The 16,132-nt window shown below is 32.4% G+C and carries 20 protein-coding genes; 8 read left to right on the top strand and 12 right to left on the bottom strand.

Annotated elements, in window-relative coordinates:
• Window positions 1-12: 12 nt before the first annotated feature.
• Genes ACX12B_RS02005 through ACX12B_RS02025 form a run of 5 tightly spaced genes read right to left on the bottom strand, consistent with a single transcriptional unit; the run spans window position 13 to window position 4,333 of the window.
• The gene (locus ACX12B_RS02005) at window positions 13-1,476 is read right to left on the bottom strand and encodes a DUF7482 domain-containing protein (RefSeq protein WP_459352384.1); all 1,464 of its coding nucleotides are present in this window, start codon (window positions 1,474-1,476) and stop codon (window positions 13-15) included.
• A gap of 38 nt (window positions 1,477-1,514) precedes the next feature.
• Window positions 1,515-2,918 (bottom strand): aspartate kinase, encoded by a 1,404-nt coding sequence (locus tag ACX12B_RS02010; protein WP_459352385.1) that lies wholly within the window; start codon window positions 2,916-2,918, stop codon window positions 1,515-1,517.
• A 35-nt stretch (window positions 2,919-2,953) separates the two neighbouring features.
• Complete coding sequence (gene pcn, locus ACX12B_RS02015) at window positions 2,954-3,700, bottom strand: proliferating cell nuclear antigen (pcna) (protein ID WP_459352386.1); 747 nt, start codon at window positions 3,698-3,700, stop codon at window positions 2,954-2,956.
• 34 nt (window positions 3,701-3,734) lie between these two features.
• Window positions 3,735-4,052, bottom strand: coding sequence for a transcription factor S (locus ACX12B_RS02020; RefSeq protein WP_459352387.1), 318 nt, complete (start codon window positions 4,050-4,052; stop codon window positions 3,735-3,737).
• A gap of 2 nt (window positions 4,053-4,054) precedes the next feature.
• Window positions 4,055-4,333, bottom strand: coding sequence for an RpoL/Rpb11 RNA polymerase subunit family protein (locus ACX12B_RS02025; protein ID WP_459352388.1), 279 nt, complete (start codon window positions 4,331-4,333; stop codon window positions 4,055-4,057).
• Window positions 4,334-4,384: 51 nt separating this feature from the next.
• Between ACX12B_RS02025 and ACX12B_RS02030 the strand changes: the two genes are divergently transcribed.
• The 3 genes from ACX12B_RS02030 to ACX12B_RS02040 are packed head-to-tail and all read left to right on the top strand — an operon-like array spanning window position 4,385 to window position 5,261.
• Complete coding sequence (locus ACX12B_RS02030) at window positions 4,385-4,921, top strand: hypothetical protein (RefSeq protein ID WP_459352389.1); 537 nt, start codon at window positions 4,385-4,387, stop codon at window positions 4,919-4,921.
• A gap of 30 nt (window positions 4,922-4,951) precedes the next feature.
• A complete protein-coding gene (locus tag ACX12B_RS02035; RefSeq protein ID WP_459352390.1) occupies window positions 4,952-5,104 on the top strand; it encodes a hypothetical protein in 153 nt (50 codons plus the stop codon).
• Window positions 5,105-5,114: 10 nt separating this feature from the next.
• Window positions 5,115-5,261, top strand: a complete 147-nt coding sequence (locus tag ACX12B_RS02040) for a hypothetical protein (RefSeq protein ID WP_459352391.1) — start codon at window positions 5,115-5,117, stop codon at window positions 5,259-5,261.
• Here the strand turns inward: ACX12B_RS02040 and ACX12B_RS02045 are convergent.
• Window positions 5,258-5,752, bottom strand: a complete 495-nt coding sequence (locus ACX12B_RS02045) for a dual specificity protein phosphatase 23 (protein WP_459352392.1) — start codon at window positions 5,750-5,752, stop codon at window positions 5,258-5,260. The genes ACX12B_RS02040 and ACX12B_RS02045 overlap by 4 nt on opposite strands.
• Window positions 5,753-5,784: 32 nt before the next feature.
• Complete coding sequence (locus ACX12B_RS02050) at window positions 5,785-6,435, bottom strand: cyclase family protein (RefSeq protein ID WP_459352393.1); 651 nt, start codon at window positions 6,433-6,435, stop codon at window positions 5,785-5,787.
• 75 nt (window positions 6,436-6,510) lie between these two features.
• On the opposite strand from ACX12B_RS02050, the gene ACX12B_RS02055 reads away from it, so the two are divergent.
• On the top strand, window positions 6,511-6,768 hold the full coding sequence (locus ACX12B_RS02055) for an Lrp/AsnC ligand binding domain-containing protein (protein ID WP_459352394.1): 258 nt from the start codon (window positions 6,511-6,513) through the stop codon (window positions 6,766-6,768).
• Here ACX12B_RS02055 and ACX12B_RS02060 read toward each other — a convergent pair.
• Window positions 6,763-7,905 carry an aminotransferase class V-fold PLP-dependent enzyme gene (locus ACX12B_RS02060; protein ID WP_459352395.1) on the bottom strand — a complete coding sequence of 381 codons (1,143 nt, stop codon included), beginning with the start codon at window positions 7,903-7,905 and terminating at the stop codon, window positions 6,763-6,765. The two genes, ACX12B_RS02055 and ACX12B_RS02060, sit on opposite strands and share 6 nt — an antisense overlap.
• Window positions 7,906-7,931: 26 nt before the next feature.
• Between ACX12B_RS02060 and ACX12B_RS02065 the strand changes: the two genes are divergently transcribed.
• The 3 genes from ACX12B_RS02065 to ACX12B_RS02075 all read left to right on the top strand — a co-directional run bounded on the left by ACX12B_RS02065 (window position 7,932) and on the right by ACX12B_RS02075 (window position 10,863).
• Window positions 7,932-8,540 (top strand): hypothetical protein, encoded by a 609-nt coding sequence (locus tag ACX12B_RS02065; RefSeq protein ID WP_459352396.1) that lies wholly within the window; start codon window positions 7,932-7,934, stop codon window positions 8,538-8,540.
• A gap of 109 nt (window positions 8,541-8,649) precedes the next feature.
• On the top strand, window positions 8,650-8,949 hold the full coding sequence (locus ACX12B_RS02070) for an ATP-binding protein (protein ID WP_012216147.1): 300 nt from the start codon (window positions 8,650-8,652) through the stop codon (window positions 8,947-8,949).
• Between the two features lie 165 nt (window positions 8,950-9,114).
• The gene (locus tag ACX12B_RS02075; RefSeq protein ID WP_459352397.1) at window positions 9,115-10,863 is read left to right on the top strand and encodes a HAMP domain-containing protein; all 1,749 of its coding nucleotides are present in this window, start codon (window positions 9,115-9,117) and stop codon (window positions 10,861-10,863) included.
• Here the strand turns inward: ACX12B_RS02075 and ACX12B_RS02080 are convergent.
• Window positions 10,860-12,014 carry a J domain-containing protein gene (locus tag ACX12B_RS02080; protein ID WP_459352398.1) on the bottom strand — a complete coding sequence of 385 codons (1,155 nt, stop codon included), beginning with the start codon at window positions 12,012-12,014 and terminating at the stop codon, window positions 10,860-10,862. The two genes, ACX12B_RS02075 and ACX12B_RS02080, sit on opposite strands and share 4 nt — an antisense overlap.
• Window positions 12,015-12,115: 101 nt before the next feature.
• On the bottom strand, window positions 12,116-12,538 hold the full coding sequence (locus tag ACX12B_RS02085; RefSeq protein ID WP_459352399.1) for a universal stress protein: 423 nt from the start codon (window positions 12,536-12,538) through the stop codon (window positions 12,116-12,118).
• Window positions 12,539-12,646: 108 nt separating this feature from the next.
• Here ACX12B_RS02085 and ACX12B_RS02090 point away from each other — a divergent pair, with 108 nt between their 5' ends.
• Window positions 12,647-13,942 (top strand): APC family permease, encoded by a 1,296-nt coding sequence (locus ACX12B_RS02090; protein WP_459352400.1) that lies wholly within the window; start codon window positions 12,647-12,649, stop codon window positions 13,940-13,942.
• Here ACX12B_RS02090 and ACX12B_RS02095 read toward each other — a convergent pair.
• On the bottom strand, window positions 13,939-14,592 hold the full coding sequence (locus ACX12B_RS02095; RefSeq protein WP_459352401.1) for a hypothetical protein: 654 nt from the start codon (window positions 14,590-14,592) through the stop codon (window positions 13,939-13,941). The two genes, ACX12B_RS02090 and ACX12B_RS02095, sit on opposite strands and share 4 nt — an antisense overlap.
• Window positions 14,593-14,660: 68 nt before the next feature.
• Complete coding sequence (gene glnA, locus ACX12B_RS02100; RefSeq protein ID WP_459352402.1) at window positions 14,661-16,106, bottom strand: type I glutamate--ammonia ligase; 1,446 nt, start codon at window positions 16,104-16,106, stop codon at window positions 14,661-14,663.
• Between the last annotated feature and the right edge of the window lie 26 nt (window positions 16,107-16,132).

Below are 16,132 nucleotides of genomic sequence, written 5' to 3' on the forward strand. Positions count from 1 at the left end.
CCCTTTAGTGAATTATTGAAAAGGATCTACAAATGGACAATTAACTATATGATCACTATTAGTTGGTCGTGCTATACTAACAGTAATTAGATCATCTGCTCTGAATGAATCAATATCAGATTTTGTTTCAAGAATTTTTGCATTATCTGATTCATTCCATTCAACCAGATAGATTCTCCACATTGGACTATAATTCTCATCACCTAATGCAGCAGCAGCAATTCCAGGTTGAAACCCTAATGGCCCAGTACCTTTAATCCCATTTTTAAATTGGAAAAGATCAACTGCTCCTGAATGTGCAATTAGATTTGCAGAAGTTGGTGATGAAGACACTCCCATCATCTCAGCTGGTCCAGATGGAGTAGCATCAGTTACAATATAGTAGATTGTTCTTCCGTCAGGTCCCCATCCTCTATGGGCCACAAATGTTACAGTCATTTCTTCTTCATTAATTTCAGTAATTTGCCCTCCTCCATATGGCATGTCATCAGTAATTTCTTTATCTGAACGCACCTGCATCTGTCCATCAGGCCAGACAATATGTGGAGTGTTAAGTACAACTCCTGTTTCATTAAATTCAATTCTTCCACTCTCTTTAGCTGCAATAACATCATTGGCAGATTCAAAGACAATTTCTTTTTGACCTGTTTTCCATGTTACTTCAATGACAGAAGATAATGCACTGTACTCTGATTCTTGTTGTGGAGTGTTAGAAAATACTTCATTTTGGAATCCATATAACCCATCTCCTTTAACTCCATTTTTAAAAACAAATATTTTTTGTAGAGCGTCTTCTGGAACATCAGCTAGAACAGGTGCAAGTTCTACATTCCATTCTTGTTTCTCTGAGATAGTTTTTGCATATTCTTCATCACTTCCATCAGTAATAATATACAAAACTTTTTCACCACCATAGATTCCTTTATGCATAGGAATTGTAGCTGGAACATTTGCTCTTGAAAGTAATGATGATGGTTCTTCTTTTTCGAATTCAATTTTTTGCATGATAACTTCAGTAGGTTGTCCTCTAATCCATCCATCAACACTTACAGTAGATGTAAATGGTTTGGAGTTTGGTGAGTGTAATCCAAGTGCGGCTCCTGTAAATTCAAAAGAGCCAGATTTTGTTTGTAAATCTATTAGAGATAACCCATAAACAGTATCACCATCAATGCTCCAAGTTGGTTGGCCTTTTGCATCATTTGAGTTAATTTCATGTAAAACAACAATCTGAACGGGTTCACTAGAGGTAAATGTCATAGAACCATCATAGATTGTTCCTTCATTAGGCGACAAAATTAGAGATAATTGATGATTTTCATGTCCTTGACCTGGATCTTGAGAGGATGAAAAAGTTTGTGTAAAATGAATTTTTTTTCTAGAGCCTGCATCAGCAAACTGATCAGACAATGAAGAAATCGTAATAATACTTGTTGCAAAAATTCCAATAATCAATATGGCAAGTAATTTTCTCAACAAACTTCATTTAGATTATTCCCTTAAATGATTTTGTCTTAGTTGATCTTGTCTAACGCAAATGCATTATGTAATGCGCGAACAGCTGCATTTGTATCAGAATTTTTAACAACAAATGCCAAGTTTAGTTCAGATGAGCCCTGAGTAATCATTGAAACATTTACTTTATTTTTCTCAGCAGCACCAAAAACTTTAGAGGCAACACCTACAGTTCCACGCATTCCAGACCCAATAAGTGCTATAATTGCAACATTTGTTGTTACTTCTAGTTTTTTGATAATTTTTCCTAAAAGTTCCATTTCAAGTGAGCTTACAGCTTTATCAAGATCAGTATTTTTTACTACTATTGTTATGCTAGATTCAGATGGATTTTGAGAAATCATCATTACATTAATTCCAGCTTTTGCTAATGTTGCAAATATTTTTGCAGCAGTACCAGGAGTTCCAACCATACTTCCACCTTGAATGTCGATTAATCCATTGTTTCTAACATTACTAACACACTTTACAGTATTTTTTACAGATGATGAAGGAGAAGCTGTAACTAGAGTTCCTTCATTTTTTAAATTAAAGGAACTTCTAATTTTCATTGGGATTTTCTTTGATAGTAGAGGCTCAAATGTGCGTGGATGTATCTGTTTTGCGCCAAATAATGCCATCTCGATTGCCTCAATGTATGAAACTTCTTTGAGTAATTTTGCATTCTTGACTATCTTTGGATCTGCAGTCATTAGACCGTCTACATCACTCATTAACCAGATTTCATCTGCTTTTATGCAAGTTCCGATAATTGTTGCTGAATAATCTGAACCACCTCTTCCAAAAGTTGTAATGTGACCATGTTGATCGGCACCAACAAAACCTCCAACAACAGGTACTGTTTTCTTTGAGAAAAGATTTTCCACAGTTTTTGATACTCTTAATCTAGTTGTATCAATTAGTGGTTTAGATTCACCAAAATTGGAATCAGTAACTATTCCTACTTCTTTTCCAGTTAAAGGAATTGATTTCTTTCCTGTGTCACTAAGTGCCATTGAAACTAGTTTTATTGATAAGCGTTCACCAAAGGAGAAAAGATAATCCATTGTTCTGGGAGTAACTTCTCCAAGTAACACCATTCCATCAATTAATGCAACAAGTTCTGCAAAATCATCATCAAAATTTTTTAATAATTTTTTACGCAAGTCAGATTTTTTGATTGTCTGTTTTGCTAACTGTTTATGTCGATTAGTTATTTTGGATGCAAGTTGCTCAGCTTTAGATTTATTTTCTTTTTTTATTGATTCAGATATTTCTATTAGATCATCTGTTGTTCCACTAGTTGCAGAACACACAACTACAATTTGATTTTTCTTTGATAATGAATTTAGATGGTTAGCTACTGCTCTAATGTCTTTTGCAGAGGAAATCGATGTTCCACCATATTTTATTACAAGTCTCAATTCAAAATACCTGAATTAGTTAATCTTTAAATGCTTTAACTTTCCACGCGTGGAGCTAAGTAAAAGTGAATTCTACCAATATTGGCTACTTTGAATTCAATTCTAAGTGGTTTTGCGCTTGAAAATTCACATGTGATAAAGCCTGCAGTAGTTCCTACTGCTTTTACCACTGGATTAAGATATTCTAAACTGTAGGTTCCAACACTGTCTTCTTTTGAAGAAATCTCTTCTATATCGTCATCATCTTTATCTAAATCAATTACAACTTCTCCTGAATCTCCTTTTCCTGAAAAATCACCTTTAGAATCAGATGTATGTATCGTCAAATAGTCTGATACAACTTGAACATCACCTAAAATTTTATCAAATTTTGATGAAGATAATACAATTTTAGAATCATATGGTATCTTTGGTAATGGTGTATCTGTTGCAGAACTTTCAATCAAACGCATTTTGTATTTTTTATTTTTCCCAACTGTAACAAGCAACATGTTTTGCTCAGAGATACTAATCTCAATGCTATCTTTTTTGTCTGCTCTTTTAATGAGTTTTGAGAATTCATCTATTCTTACTCCAAATTTTATATCACTATCACATTCGTATTTCTCAAATGCAGAATTAGGCCATGAGATATCTATAAGAGCAACATGTGATGGATCCATTCCTCTAAAAGAAATTCCTTCTGCAGTTGCAACAAATGTTGCCTCTTCAACAAGTGTTGAAATTGCAGATATGATTGCCTTTAGATCATCAGAACCACTTGTTTTTGCTTCAAAAGTCAAACCAACTTTGTTGACTTTATGTTCCAGTTAAACGTTATGCGTAATTACGCCAAGTATTCTTACATTTTGTACAGCGATAAAATTGTGTGGTTGGTTCATCTGCACTTCTTGTTTGAAGCATCCACCAAATTGCTTCATCATGTCCACACTTCTCACATTCTATTTTGATAGTTGGATGAGATTCCTCTCCCTCATTTCCTTCAAAAGCTAAAATTGATTCTTCATGTGCTTCATTTTCAATAATTTTTTTGGTCTGTTTTTCTTCTTGTCCTTCAGTATAACCACACTTGGGGCATTGAAGGCCAGAAGTACCTTTTTTTAATTTGACCTCACATTTGGGGCAAAACTTCAATTCTAATTTACCTTAAGTTTTGAATTAAATAGTTGTTTGAACTCATCTGCCATTTTAATTGCTGAATCTGTAGCTTTCTTTATTTCACCTAGTGGTTTTGAACTAGAATTAATTCTCATCCAACACTCGTTAGTTAGTGGATGTTTTACAATAACACCTGCAAAATCAATACTTGATTCTTTTAGAAGCTCATGTTGAATTAGGTACAAAATCCCAATATCGGTTTCTGTGATTGAGAGGTTGATTTCTTTGGCTTCTGAACTGATTACTTGTGCGTTCATGTATTCAGAAAAAGCACTTATTGCGGATATAAATCATTATGAGCAGTAGAAATGGGCGAAAGTAGGATTTCAGACATAGAATTAGTAAAATCTAAGGATGAATACGCTTTAGATGAAAATATTGAGATAAATGTCCAATTTTCAGTTGAAGGTGACCTAAGAGATGCATTTAACGAGACAAATTGGACTAATGCATACAACAAAAACGATGTTTCATTCAAATTGAAATGTGGTGTGAAATTGACTTCAGGCGGCTTTAGGAAAAAAGAGTTAGGAAGAACAATTGATACCTACAGAAAGGCATCCATATTTTGGACAAGAAATCCTAAACTTGTTAATCCTATGAAAGACAGGAGAATTTGGGTCCAAGTAGCCAAAAATTTTGAGCCATTTATCAGACTTACAGAAGAAGAAGTTAGGCAGGAGTTATTTGATTTTAATGAGAAATTTGTTTTCAAAGCCGAAGATTTGGGAAAGGGCACACACAAAATTAGCGCTGAGGCCTTTGCATCATGGCAAAAACACGAGTTTACAGAGCCGGGAAATGTCAAGAACAATTCTAGAGAAATTGAAATAAAAATCAATTAGGGATATAAAGAACTTTTTTGGTGAATTAGTATGGCAAAATATGACGGTTTGTTAGGACAACCACTTCTTGAAATAGAAGATCCTGATAAAGAAGGGGGCATAACTTTCATTATGAAAGATAATAGATTTCTGTTCATTAAAGTGGTTGACGGTAAAATTGAGACGGTGTCAATTCCAGAATAGGTGAAAATGAATGATAGATGTTGAAGAATTCAAAATGAAAGAAATTCTAAAAATTGAAGACTCTGATTCAAATGATGAATTAACAGTAACTTTTTCAGATAACAAAATTATGAAGATCAAAATAGTTGATGGTAAACTAGTTTCAGAATCTAGTTAATTTCTTACATGTTTTTCATAAAAACCAATAGCTAGTTCTTGTACTTCAGATTGTATAGAACCAGGTCTTTCTTCACGAATCATTTCAATAGCTTTTTTTGCTGAAAACTTTTGGTATTTTACAAAGTAACATGCAAGTATTGTTCCAGCTCTTCCCATTCCAGCTGCACAATGAACCATTACTGCTTGATCATTTGTAATTTGTTCATGTATAAAATCAACTGCAGTATCAATCTTGTCCATATCAGGTGCTGTCAAATCAGGAGTCGGAACATGAAGATAATCAATATTTTTTGTCCAATTTTCAGGTAGAGCATTTTCAGTCATAGTTACAATTGATTTTACCCCTTGATTTACAATCCAATCAAATTCATCAGAACTTGTAGGCATACCAGAGCCTGCTAATTTTTCTTCAATCAACCAGGAAAAGTTTGTAGGTTTTTTTGTAATCTTTCCATGAACCTTTCTCCATAGATTTCCAGGCTTGCTCATGCTAGATGTTAACATTCACTATATTTTTAGCATTACGAAATGTTGTGTGCAACTGCTCTTACAGGCGAACCTGTTGCATCTTTTAGTTTTAGTGGAAGAATTGTAAAATCAAATTCCTTTGATTTTATCTTATTCAAGTTTGCCAAGTTTTCTACTATCAAAATATCATTGTTTGATAAAACATGATGAACGCTAAATGATTCATCTTTTCCAAGATCTATACTTGGAGAATCTATTCCAACAAGATTTGTCTTTTTTTGTGCAAGATACATAGCAGCTGAAAATGCTAACCCAGGATTTTCTGTAAAATAATTATCTTTTTTGAGGTTTTTTTGCCAATCTGTAAAAAAGAAGACAGATGATTTGTTAGGAATGACTCCATTTTTTTTCTCAAATTGAATGATTTCTGATTTTGTGATTGGAGAGTTTTTTGATTTTTTTATTTTAATTAAGATGGCTTTGCCCATTAATCTCTCAAGGGGGATTTGATCAATTTTGATACCATTCTTGACAAAATGAAAAGGAGCATCAAGGTGGGTTCCAGTATGGGAACTAAGGAATAATAATTCAAGATTATAACCATCGTCTTTGAGATTTGACCAAGAAATGAACTGAGGTTTTGGAGAACCAGGAAAACTCGGGATAAATTTTGATATTGTAAGTGTTAGATCTATGGGTTTCACATCAATAAGACAAAATGCTAATTAATCAATTTTTGAATTATGAAAAGTTAAATACTCTTTGAGTAAAAATTTCGTGTGCCTACTGCATATGTTCTACTAAATTCTGATTTAGGATCAGATGAGTCAATCATCAATGAAGTAAAGCAAATCCTTACAGATGAAAAGGTAACCTACGAGGTCCAAGGAGTATACGGAGTATATGATATCGTCTTAAAATTATCTTCAGATGATGCTGAAAAACTACGCTCAATTATTACCAATAAAGTCAGAAAGATTACCAAAGTACAGTCTACGTTAACCATGATGGTTATAGAAGAACAAGAGAATCTATAATCTCTTTATTACATCAATTACTGACATAATTTCTGATTCAGAATTAAAAAAGTGAGGAGAAGCTCGCACAATTTTTTTTTCCATAATTTCTCTTAAAGCCAAAATAATATTTTGTTTTTCAAGTCTATCGACAACTTCTTGTGAATCCATTCCATCTATGTTAAAAGATACAATACTAGTTCTAGAATTAGGATCTTCAGGACCATACAAAATAATTTTTGGTATTTTAGATAATTCTTCTCTTAAAAGATTTGACAAGTATTGATTTTTTTCACGGATGTTTTTGAGACCAAAGTTAAGTAAATAATTTGCAGAAGATTCCAAGCCAACAATTCCAACATAATTGCGAAATCCAGTTTGAAATTTATCAGGAAGTTCTTTGAATGCTAAATTTGTGTCATCATAGATTATTGCAGATTCTCCACCAATAGTTCTTGGTTCTAACAACTCACTTGATTTTCTATTACAATAAAACAGACCAGTTCCCATTGGCCCACAAAGCCATTTTGAACCATTAAAGGACATAAAATTGCAGTTTATTTTTGAAACATCAACATCAATACATCCTACAGTTTGTGCACTATCAACAAAAAGAGGTACATTGAGAATTTTTGAAATTTTTTCTAATGGCAAGATAGAACCAGTATTGTAAAGAGCATGACTTAGAGCAACTAACTTGGTATTTTCATCAACTAACGCTTCTAAATCTTCAAGTTTGAAAAATCCATCTTTGTCAATTGAAAGATTTTTCACAGAAATTTTTTCTTTTAATTTTAACCAAGGATAAAAATTTGAATGGTGTTCATGAGTCATTCCACGAATGATTATATTTGATTTTTCATCAAATGTAAGACCATTGGCTACAATATTGATGCCATCAGTAGTACTTTGAGTAAGTACAACTTCATCAGGTTGACATGAGATAATTTTTGCTATAGTTTTTCTTGTATCTCTTAATTTTTCAGTTACAAATGGTTCTGATTCTTTTGAATCAGGACCAATAGAATTGTAGGAAGTTAGAAAATCTTTCATTGCTTCAATACTTTGATTAGGCATTAGAGAAACTGACGCATTGTTTAGATAGATTTTATCTGATATTGGAAAATCATTTGAAATGTCCTTTGATACTAAATTCATTATTATATCTGTAGAATGCTAGATGGGTGTTGGATAAAAGTCCTGACCAGATTTTAGATAGTAAATTAGTTCACATTCAAAATGAGTTTAAAGAGAGACTCCCCAACATAGTACTTTGCTCAGAACCATTTCACAAAGCAGAGTTTCTCAATAAATTAATCAACTCTGTTGACACACCAGTAATTTTTGTAGACATGGATCTACTTTATACAGGATACATTGAGTCAGGTCTAATTCAGAAGAAAGACAATCTAACAGTATTTCATCCTACTAAAGAAAATTGGAAAGAAGAATTCACTAAGATAATTTCAAGAGTCTCTAAAGAAAAATTTCTTGTAATTATTGATTCATTCAATGGAGTATACAACATGTTTGAAGATTTAGAGTCAGCCATATTCATCAACTCATGTATTATGTTACTTGCATCATTGGGAAAAGATGCAGATTCGTCTATCATCATAACGGCAATGGCTAGAAAAAAAGAAAATGAAGGTTGGATTCTTACTCCAGGAGGCAAACAAATCATAAAATCTACAAAAACAGGAGTTTACATTCTAAAGAAAACAGAAGATAACTTGATTATTCGTTCCATTGATGAAAATTCACAGATTTTCAAGATTCCATCATTAATCTAACCTAAAATGCGATCAAAAATACAAACGCTGTTATAAAATTTCAAACGCCGTTATAACATGATATTTTTAGGCAAATTATATTAATGCCAAATCAAGATTTTATTTTGTTATGCCAGTAGGAATTATTCCAGACATAAGTGAACAAATGTGTATCGGATGCGCACTATGTGTAGAAATCTGTACAACACTTGGCCCTGATGTCCTTAGAGTAAAACCAGTTGAAGGCTGGAAGAGAGGTAAAGCATTTGTCTTTTACCCAGAAAGATGTATTTCTGATGGTGCATGCATTGGTGTATGCCCAACAAAAGCAATCTTTTGGATGAGACCAATGGACTTTACTGTTGGACAACCAGTTCCACTCCACAAAGATTCAGTCTTCGTAAAAGGTTGGACCGAATTAATCGATTAGATTAGTTCAACTTTAATTTCTTTTTCTTATTTTAGATTTTTACAATTTTATACATGATATTTTCTTTTGCCAAAATAATTATCAACTTGAAGAATTATTGTAAGCATAATAGACTAAAAAATAGTAGAAGCCTTGATATTCACATAAAAATAAAATAGAATCAAATTGTCAATCTCATTTAATTTAGATAGGAAACTCATTTTGTTGGTAATGCTAGTATCAGTCATTGCTCTATCAGTTATAGGATATTTTAGTTTCAATTATGCTGATCAAATTCTAAAACAAAGAACAGGAGATCAGTTACTTGGCGAATCAACAATTCGTGGCGAAACTTTAAGATTACTTTTTGAATCTAGAATAGAACAAAATCAAATTTTAGCAAATGATCCAATGATTCGACTCTTGACTGCAGAGATGAATAAAATTCCCATAGAGCAGTTAAAAGATATCAAAGAAGAAAAACGCAGGGATTTTCTAATTCAGATACAAGCATTTCAAAAACTAATTGGATTCTCAATTGGATTTGAAGATGTGAAGGTAATTGGTAATAATGGGAATGTCTTTTTTTCACTTGTAGGAATATCTGATGAGGATTATTCTCAAAATGAATATTTCCAGAGAGGATTAAAGGAATCTTTTGTTGATTTTGAACATGTTGAATCAGGTAAAAAGATGATTGTTGTATCTCCTGTTTATGCATCAGATAATAAAATTGATGATGAACCAATTGGAGTCATCATCTCTAAAATGAGAACCGCTGCAATTGATAGTATTTTACTTAGTAGAAGTGGACTGGGTGAAACAGGTGAAGTGTACATTGTCAATGATGACTTTGTTATGCTATCTGAATCACGATTTTTTGAAAATGCCATATTCCAACAAACGGTAAATACCGTAGGTGTGCAAAAATGTTTCAATGAAGGCCAAGAACATATTGGATTTTATCCTGATTATAGAGATATCCCAATTTATGGATCATCATATTGTGCACAAGATTTAGGAATTGTTTTGCTTGCTGAAATTGATGAAGACGAAGTGGAAAAACCAATTAGCATACTACGAGATAGGATCATCCTAACAGGAATTGTAATTATTGGGATTATGGCAATTGTTGCATTTATCATGTCAAAATCGCTTTCAAGACCTTTGATAAAATTGAAAGATGCTGCAAATAAAATTGCCAGTGGTGACTTTGATGTAAGAACCGATATTAAAACAAGAGATGAGATAGGGGAGTTATCTAGTGCATTTGATTCAATGGCACAAAAGCTTCAAGAGTCGTTAATTGAGATTAAAAAGAAAGAAGAAGTCATTAAACAACTTGAAGGAGGTGGCGTGTTAAAATTTTCTCAACATGAACAAAATGATTGTGTTGGTGTAATTGATATGACTGATTCAACTAGAATAACATCTAAGTTATCTGATAAAGATGTAACAAAATTGTATGAAATATTTCTAAACTTTATGGCAAAAATTATTCTTAAACATAAAGGAGAAGTGGTGAAAAATATAGGAGATGCATTAATGTTTAGATTTGCAAATATTGATACTAATGACAATACCGCAATGAGAAATGTATTGGAATGTTGTTTGTCGATGATAGATTCGCATGAAGAACTAAAAGAACAACTTAAAGTAGAAAATTTACCTGAATTAGATTATAAGGTAAGTGCAACATATGGCTCTGTGAAAGTAGCTGAAAGTACAACTTCCAATATTAGTGATGTATTTGGATCAACTGTGAATAAGTGTTTTAAAATTAATTCACTTTGTCCAAAGAATAGTCTTGTAATTGGAGATAAGTTGTATGAAATTTTAAAGAATTTTGAGGGTTACGAGTTTACACAATTACATATTGCTGAATTAAAACAAAAATATGATTATAACATTTTTGAGGTAAAAAGGAAAAATTAGTTTTTAGAAAAACCAAATCTTGATACCCAACTTGATTTTTGTTTTTTTGTTGGTTTTTTGGAGAGATTATCTAGCATTTCATATGTGATTGTAAATCCATGACCAACCATTGTTGCATTATTTGAATAATTTTCTTTGTTGGGGACAAATTCATCAGCTAAATCCTTGATTTTTTTTGTTTTGAGATCAAATAATCTAATTTTTTTACCATTTTCTAACTCAATTTTAGCATCACCACTTAATCCTTGAATTGAAAAATTTTCAAAAAATCTGATAGAGCCACCTTCTTTTAATTTAATTACAGAATCATAGGTAAATTTGCCTCCATAAAACAAGACTTCACGTGCAGAAATTATTACATCATCTTCTACATTTAGAACAATAATTGTATCGGCGTTTAATGATACAGTGTTAACTGCATTTTCAGCAATAATTTTTCCATTTGGAGCAGAGATTTGAGTTCTATGTTCCAAAATTTTATAGACGCCTACTTTTCCATCCGGATCTTCAACTCTAAATTTTCTTCCAAAAATATTTCCCACTACAATATTTCCATTATCTACAATAATTTTAGCTCCATTTTCAATTTTATACTTGTTTTCTACAGGATCAAGAAATTTGAAATCTCCTTTTGTCAGATGAATATTTGTTTGAAATTCTCGAGTCCATGATGGACTTGTAATACTTCCTTGCATGATAATTGGTCCATCATAAGTCAAATTTCCTGCCATGAAATTTCCTTTAATAGACAAAGCACCATTAGCTTTTCTTTCAAATTCCATTTCACCTAGGGTTTTTGATCCAAATAATCTTGATCCAGTTGAATTTGCTCTGTTATGTGCTGCTGCCCACTCTTCAGCTGTTTTCATTTCTTTAGATAGTTGTTGTCCAAGAATCTGATTTTTTCTTCTTACATCAGATTCAGATTCATCAGAATATACTCTTGAGTTTTTTATTTTTTCAATATCTGTTTCAGGATATTTTTTACCAATTTTTAGATCTTCATAGGCTTGTTTAATTTTTATGAATTGTTCATTCTCTCCACCACGATCAGCATGGTATTGAAGAGCTAATCTTCTAAATGCATCACGAATTTCTTTTTCAGTAGTTCCTTCAACGATTCCTAAAATATCATAATTACTTTCAACCATGTTTCAGATCCCCCTTATTTTCCAGAATTTACTATACTTGTAGTTTATTACATTATAGAATATTAGATATCTAAAATAAAAATAAAAATTGTAAAAGATGTTTATTTTACAACTAACACTGGGATCTTAGTTTTGTGCATAACATAGTTGGATGTACTTCCAAGAAATGCTTCTTTTGCACCACCCACGCCTCTTGCACCAATTACAATCATGTCAAATTTACCCTTTTGAGCATATTTAACAATCTCAGAACCAGTATGACCACCACCTGTTTGATACTTGAATTTTGCACCAGCATTTTGTGCTTTTTTCATCGCAGGGCCAATAGCTTTTACAGCCTTTTTTTGGGCTTCATCTTTCATTTTTTGTGTATATTTTATTCCTGCTGCGATAGGTAAGTGAAATACGTAAAAGCCAGTAATTTCAGCACCACTACCTTTTGCAATTTCAATTGCTCTATCCAAACCACGTGTAGCATTTGTAGAACCATCAAGTGGCACAAGAATTTTTGAGAAACTTCCCATGAATAAAAAAATAAAATTATTCAATATAAAAAACAGAGATGATTTTCATTGTTGGAAATTATGTTGTATGATATAGGTTAAATTTTTTAATTAAATAAGAAAACAGAAATGTCTGAACTACATCGTCACATGGGATTATTTCATCTTACCATGTATGGTGTGGGATTAATTCTAGGTGCAGGAATCTATGTCTTAATTGGAGAAGCTGCAGGATTTGCAGGTAATTCAATGTGGATTTCTTTTTTGTCAGGTGCAATTGTTGCAATTTTTGCAGGATTAAGTTATGCAGAGTTATCAGCATTATTTCCAAAAGCAGCTGCAGAGTATACTTTTGTAAAAAATGCTTTCAAGAATAATTTTTTTGGTTTTATTATTGGATGGTTAACAGCAATCACATCAATTATAGTTGCTGCTACTGTCTCATTAGGATTTGGTGGATATCTAACTCAGTTTATTGATTTACCAATTACAGTTGGAGCAGTTTTTCTAATCATAATTTTATCGATTGTTAATTTTGTAGGGATAAAAGAATCTGCATGGGCAAACACGATTTTTGCATTAATAACTGCAGCAGGACTTGTTCTCATTATTTTTCTTGGTTTTTCAATGGAGCCAGTTGAGACAATTGATTATTTTGAAGCACCTAGTGGACTTACAGGCATAATTCTAGCATTTGTATTGATTTTCTTTGCATTTATTGGATTTGAAGACATGGCAAATGTTGCTGAAGAGGTTAGAAAGCCAAAAAAAACAATTCCAAGAGCAATAATTTTGTCAATAGTCATTACTGCAATAATTTACGTTTTAGTTTCTTTAGCATCAATTCGAATTATGAATTGGGAAGATTTAGCTGCATCATCAGCTCCATTAGCAGATGTTGCACACTCAGCAGTAGGTATGAATGGCAGCATCACACTTTCACTAATTGCACTTTTTGCTACTGCAAGTACGGTTCTAATTACATTAGTTGCAGGTGCCAGAATCCTATATGGAATGGCAAGAAGCAAATCTCTTCCTGAATTTTTAGGTAGAGTTCATCCTAAAACAAAGACACCATGGATTGCAGTAATTGTAATTTTAATGACCTCAATAGGATTTGCTTTTGTTGGAGATATTGTAATTATTGCAAATATTGTGGTTTTTGCAGTAGTCATTACTTTTGCTGCAATTAACTTGGCAGTAATTGTCCTACGATATACAGAACCAGTTTTAGAAAGACCATTTAAAGTTCCAATAAATATTGGAAAATTCCCAATTTTGCCATTATTTGGTTTTGGAACAACTGTTTACATGGCACTACAATTTGATGTGGAAGTAGTTCTTGTGGGATTAATTATTATTGCAATTGGAGCTGTTTTGTATTTAATTTTAAGAAGAAGAAAAGATTTTATGAGTTCTGATTAATTCTTTTTAGATTTTGCAAGTGCAACAATTGCAATCACTATACCTATGAATCCAATACCTATTCCTGCATAACCTACATCCATTTGTTTAGTTTCTTCTAGATTAGTGACAGAATCTTTCAGATCGCCAATATCCTCAATTAATGCAGTATGTCCATCAATCATTTGTTGGACGGTTATATCAGAAGGTTCTGGAAATTCAATGTAGGAGCGTTCTGCAACTTTTGGAGGATGCATAGATAAACTAATTGGTGTCTCATTAATCGATCCTAAAATATTTGCTTGGTAAAATCCAGAGACTGTTGGATTAACAAAGGCATAATATTTTCCAGGAATGTTGTGATCAGGTGAAAGTGGAAGTGTTATACTTTCATCTTTGTAGATTAATTGCATCTTTACAGTTTTTTTCAAGTCTTCTACTCCATTTTGGAATTCTTGAGACTCTGCACATTTGATTGGTTCTGGAATTTCAGGACAAGGAATTAATGGACTTACATAAAATTCAATTGCATTAGTTTCACCAGAAACAACTGGTTCATTCATCCATCCAATTTCCACTCTATATTCTCCAACTGCATCAACAGTATGTCCATAAGCAACACCAAATGAACCTGAAATTAATAATAAAATAAATAGAATTTTGAGTTTCATATTAAAAAAATCATATTTGATTTTAAAAATGTTCTATATTTTTTGGAACAGTTTGATATTTGTACCAACTATGCATCAGCATACATTGAAACCTCCCAAGCAGTAGGAGTTTGGGCAAATGCAACGTATTCTTTGTATTTTAATTTAGAATATACATCAAGAAAATCTTTTGTAAATACTTCTTCAAGAAATTTTGAATCAGAGGCCAAAGAATCAAGAGCACCTTTTAGGGATACAGGCAATGAACCAATTTTGTATTCTCTTTTCTTTTCTGCAGAAAGTTTGTAAACATTTTCTTCAATTGGATCACCAGGATCAATTTTATTTTTAATTCCATCTAAACCTGCAAGCAATAATGCAGCTTCTAGAAGGTAGATATTTGCAGTAGGATCAGGAACTCTATATTCAAGTCTCTTACTTTTTTCTTGATTTCTATTATACATTGGAACTCTAATTGCAGCAGACCTATTACCTAATCCCCAACATACATTGACAGGTGCCTCAAAACCAGGAACAAGACGTTTGTAGGAATTTGTTGTTGGGTTTGAAATTGCACATAAAGCTGATGCATGACTCAGAATTCCTCCAATATAGTATCTTCCCGTTTGACTCATTTGTGCAAGTTTATCATTTTCATCATACATTGCATTTGAATCTCCATTCCACAAGCTTTGGTGAGTATGCATTGCTGATGCGTTATCACCAAAAATTGGTTTTGGCATAAATGTTGCAACTTTATTTTTTCGTTTAGCTTTGACTTTTACTAAATTTTTTACTCCAATAACATGATCTGCCATTTGTATCATTTCATCATATACAAGATTAATTTCACATTGACCAGAAGTTGCTACTTCATGATGTTCAGCTTCTATTCTAATTCCAAAGTAATTGTAGAGATCATCACACACATCTTTTCTAAATCCTTCAAGTGTATCTTTAGGTTGAGATGGATAATATCCTTCTTTGATATCAATGGCAGTACTTACATTTCCTTTAGCCCATGGAGATTCTTTAGATTCTATAGAATAACCAGAACCACCATACGAATGCGTTGCAGCATATGGCGATGGATAAACATTGATGGTATCAAATACAAAAAATTCTATTTCAGGTCCCCAGTTAGTATGAGTAAATCCAAATTCACCGAGTTTCTTTGATGCTTTATGTGCAATACCTCTTGAATCTCTGTTGTATCTTGAACTTTCTGCGGTACTGCCATCATACAAATCACAAAATATTCTAGCATTCTTACGATTACCAGGATCATAATCAGGTGGAAGAATCTTAAATGAATTTGGATCAGGCATTAAGATCATATCAGAATGATTTACAGATTTGAATCCAACAATCGAGCTTGCATCTAATTTTTCAAGACCGTTAACAAAACTATTTTTATCAATTGCATAGCTTGGCATTCCAACATTATGTAATTCACCAAAAATATCTACAAACCAAAAATCAATGAATGAAATTTTTTCATCTTGTATAGTTTGTAATACTTGTTCTACGTTCAATTGATATGTTTAGAAAACCGATTTAC

Source organism: Nitrosopumilus sp. S6 (assembly GCF_054515815.1).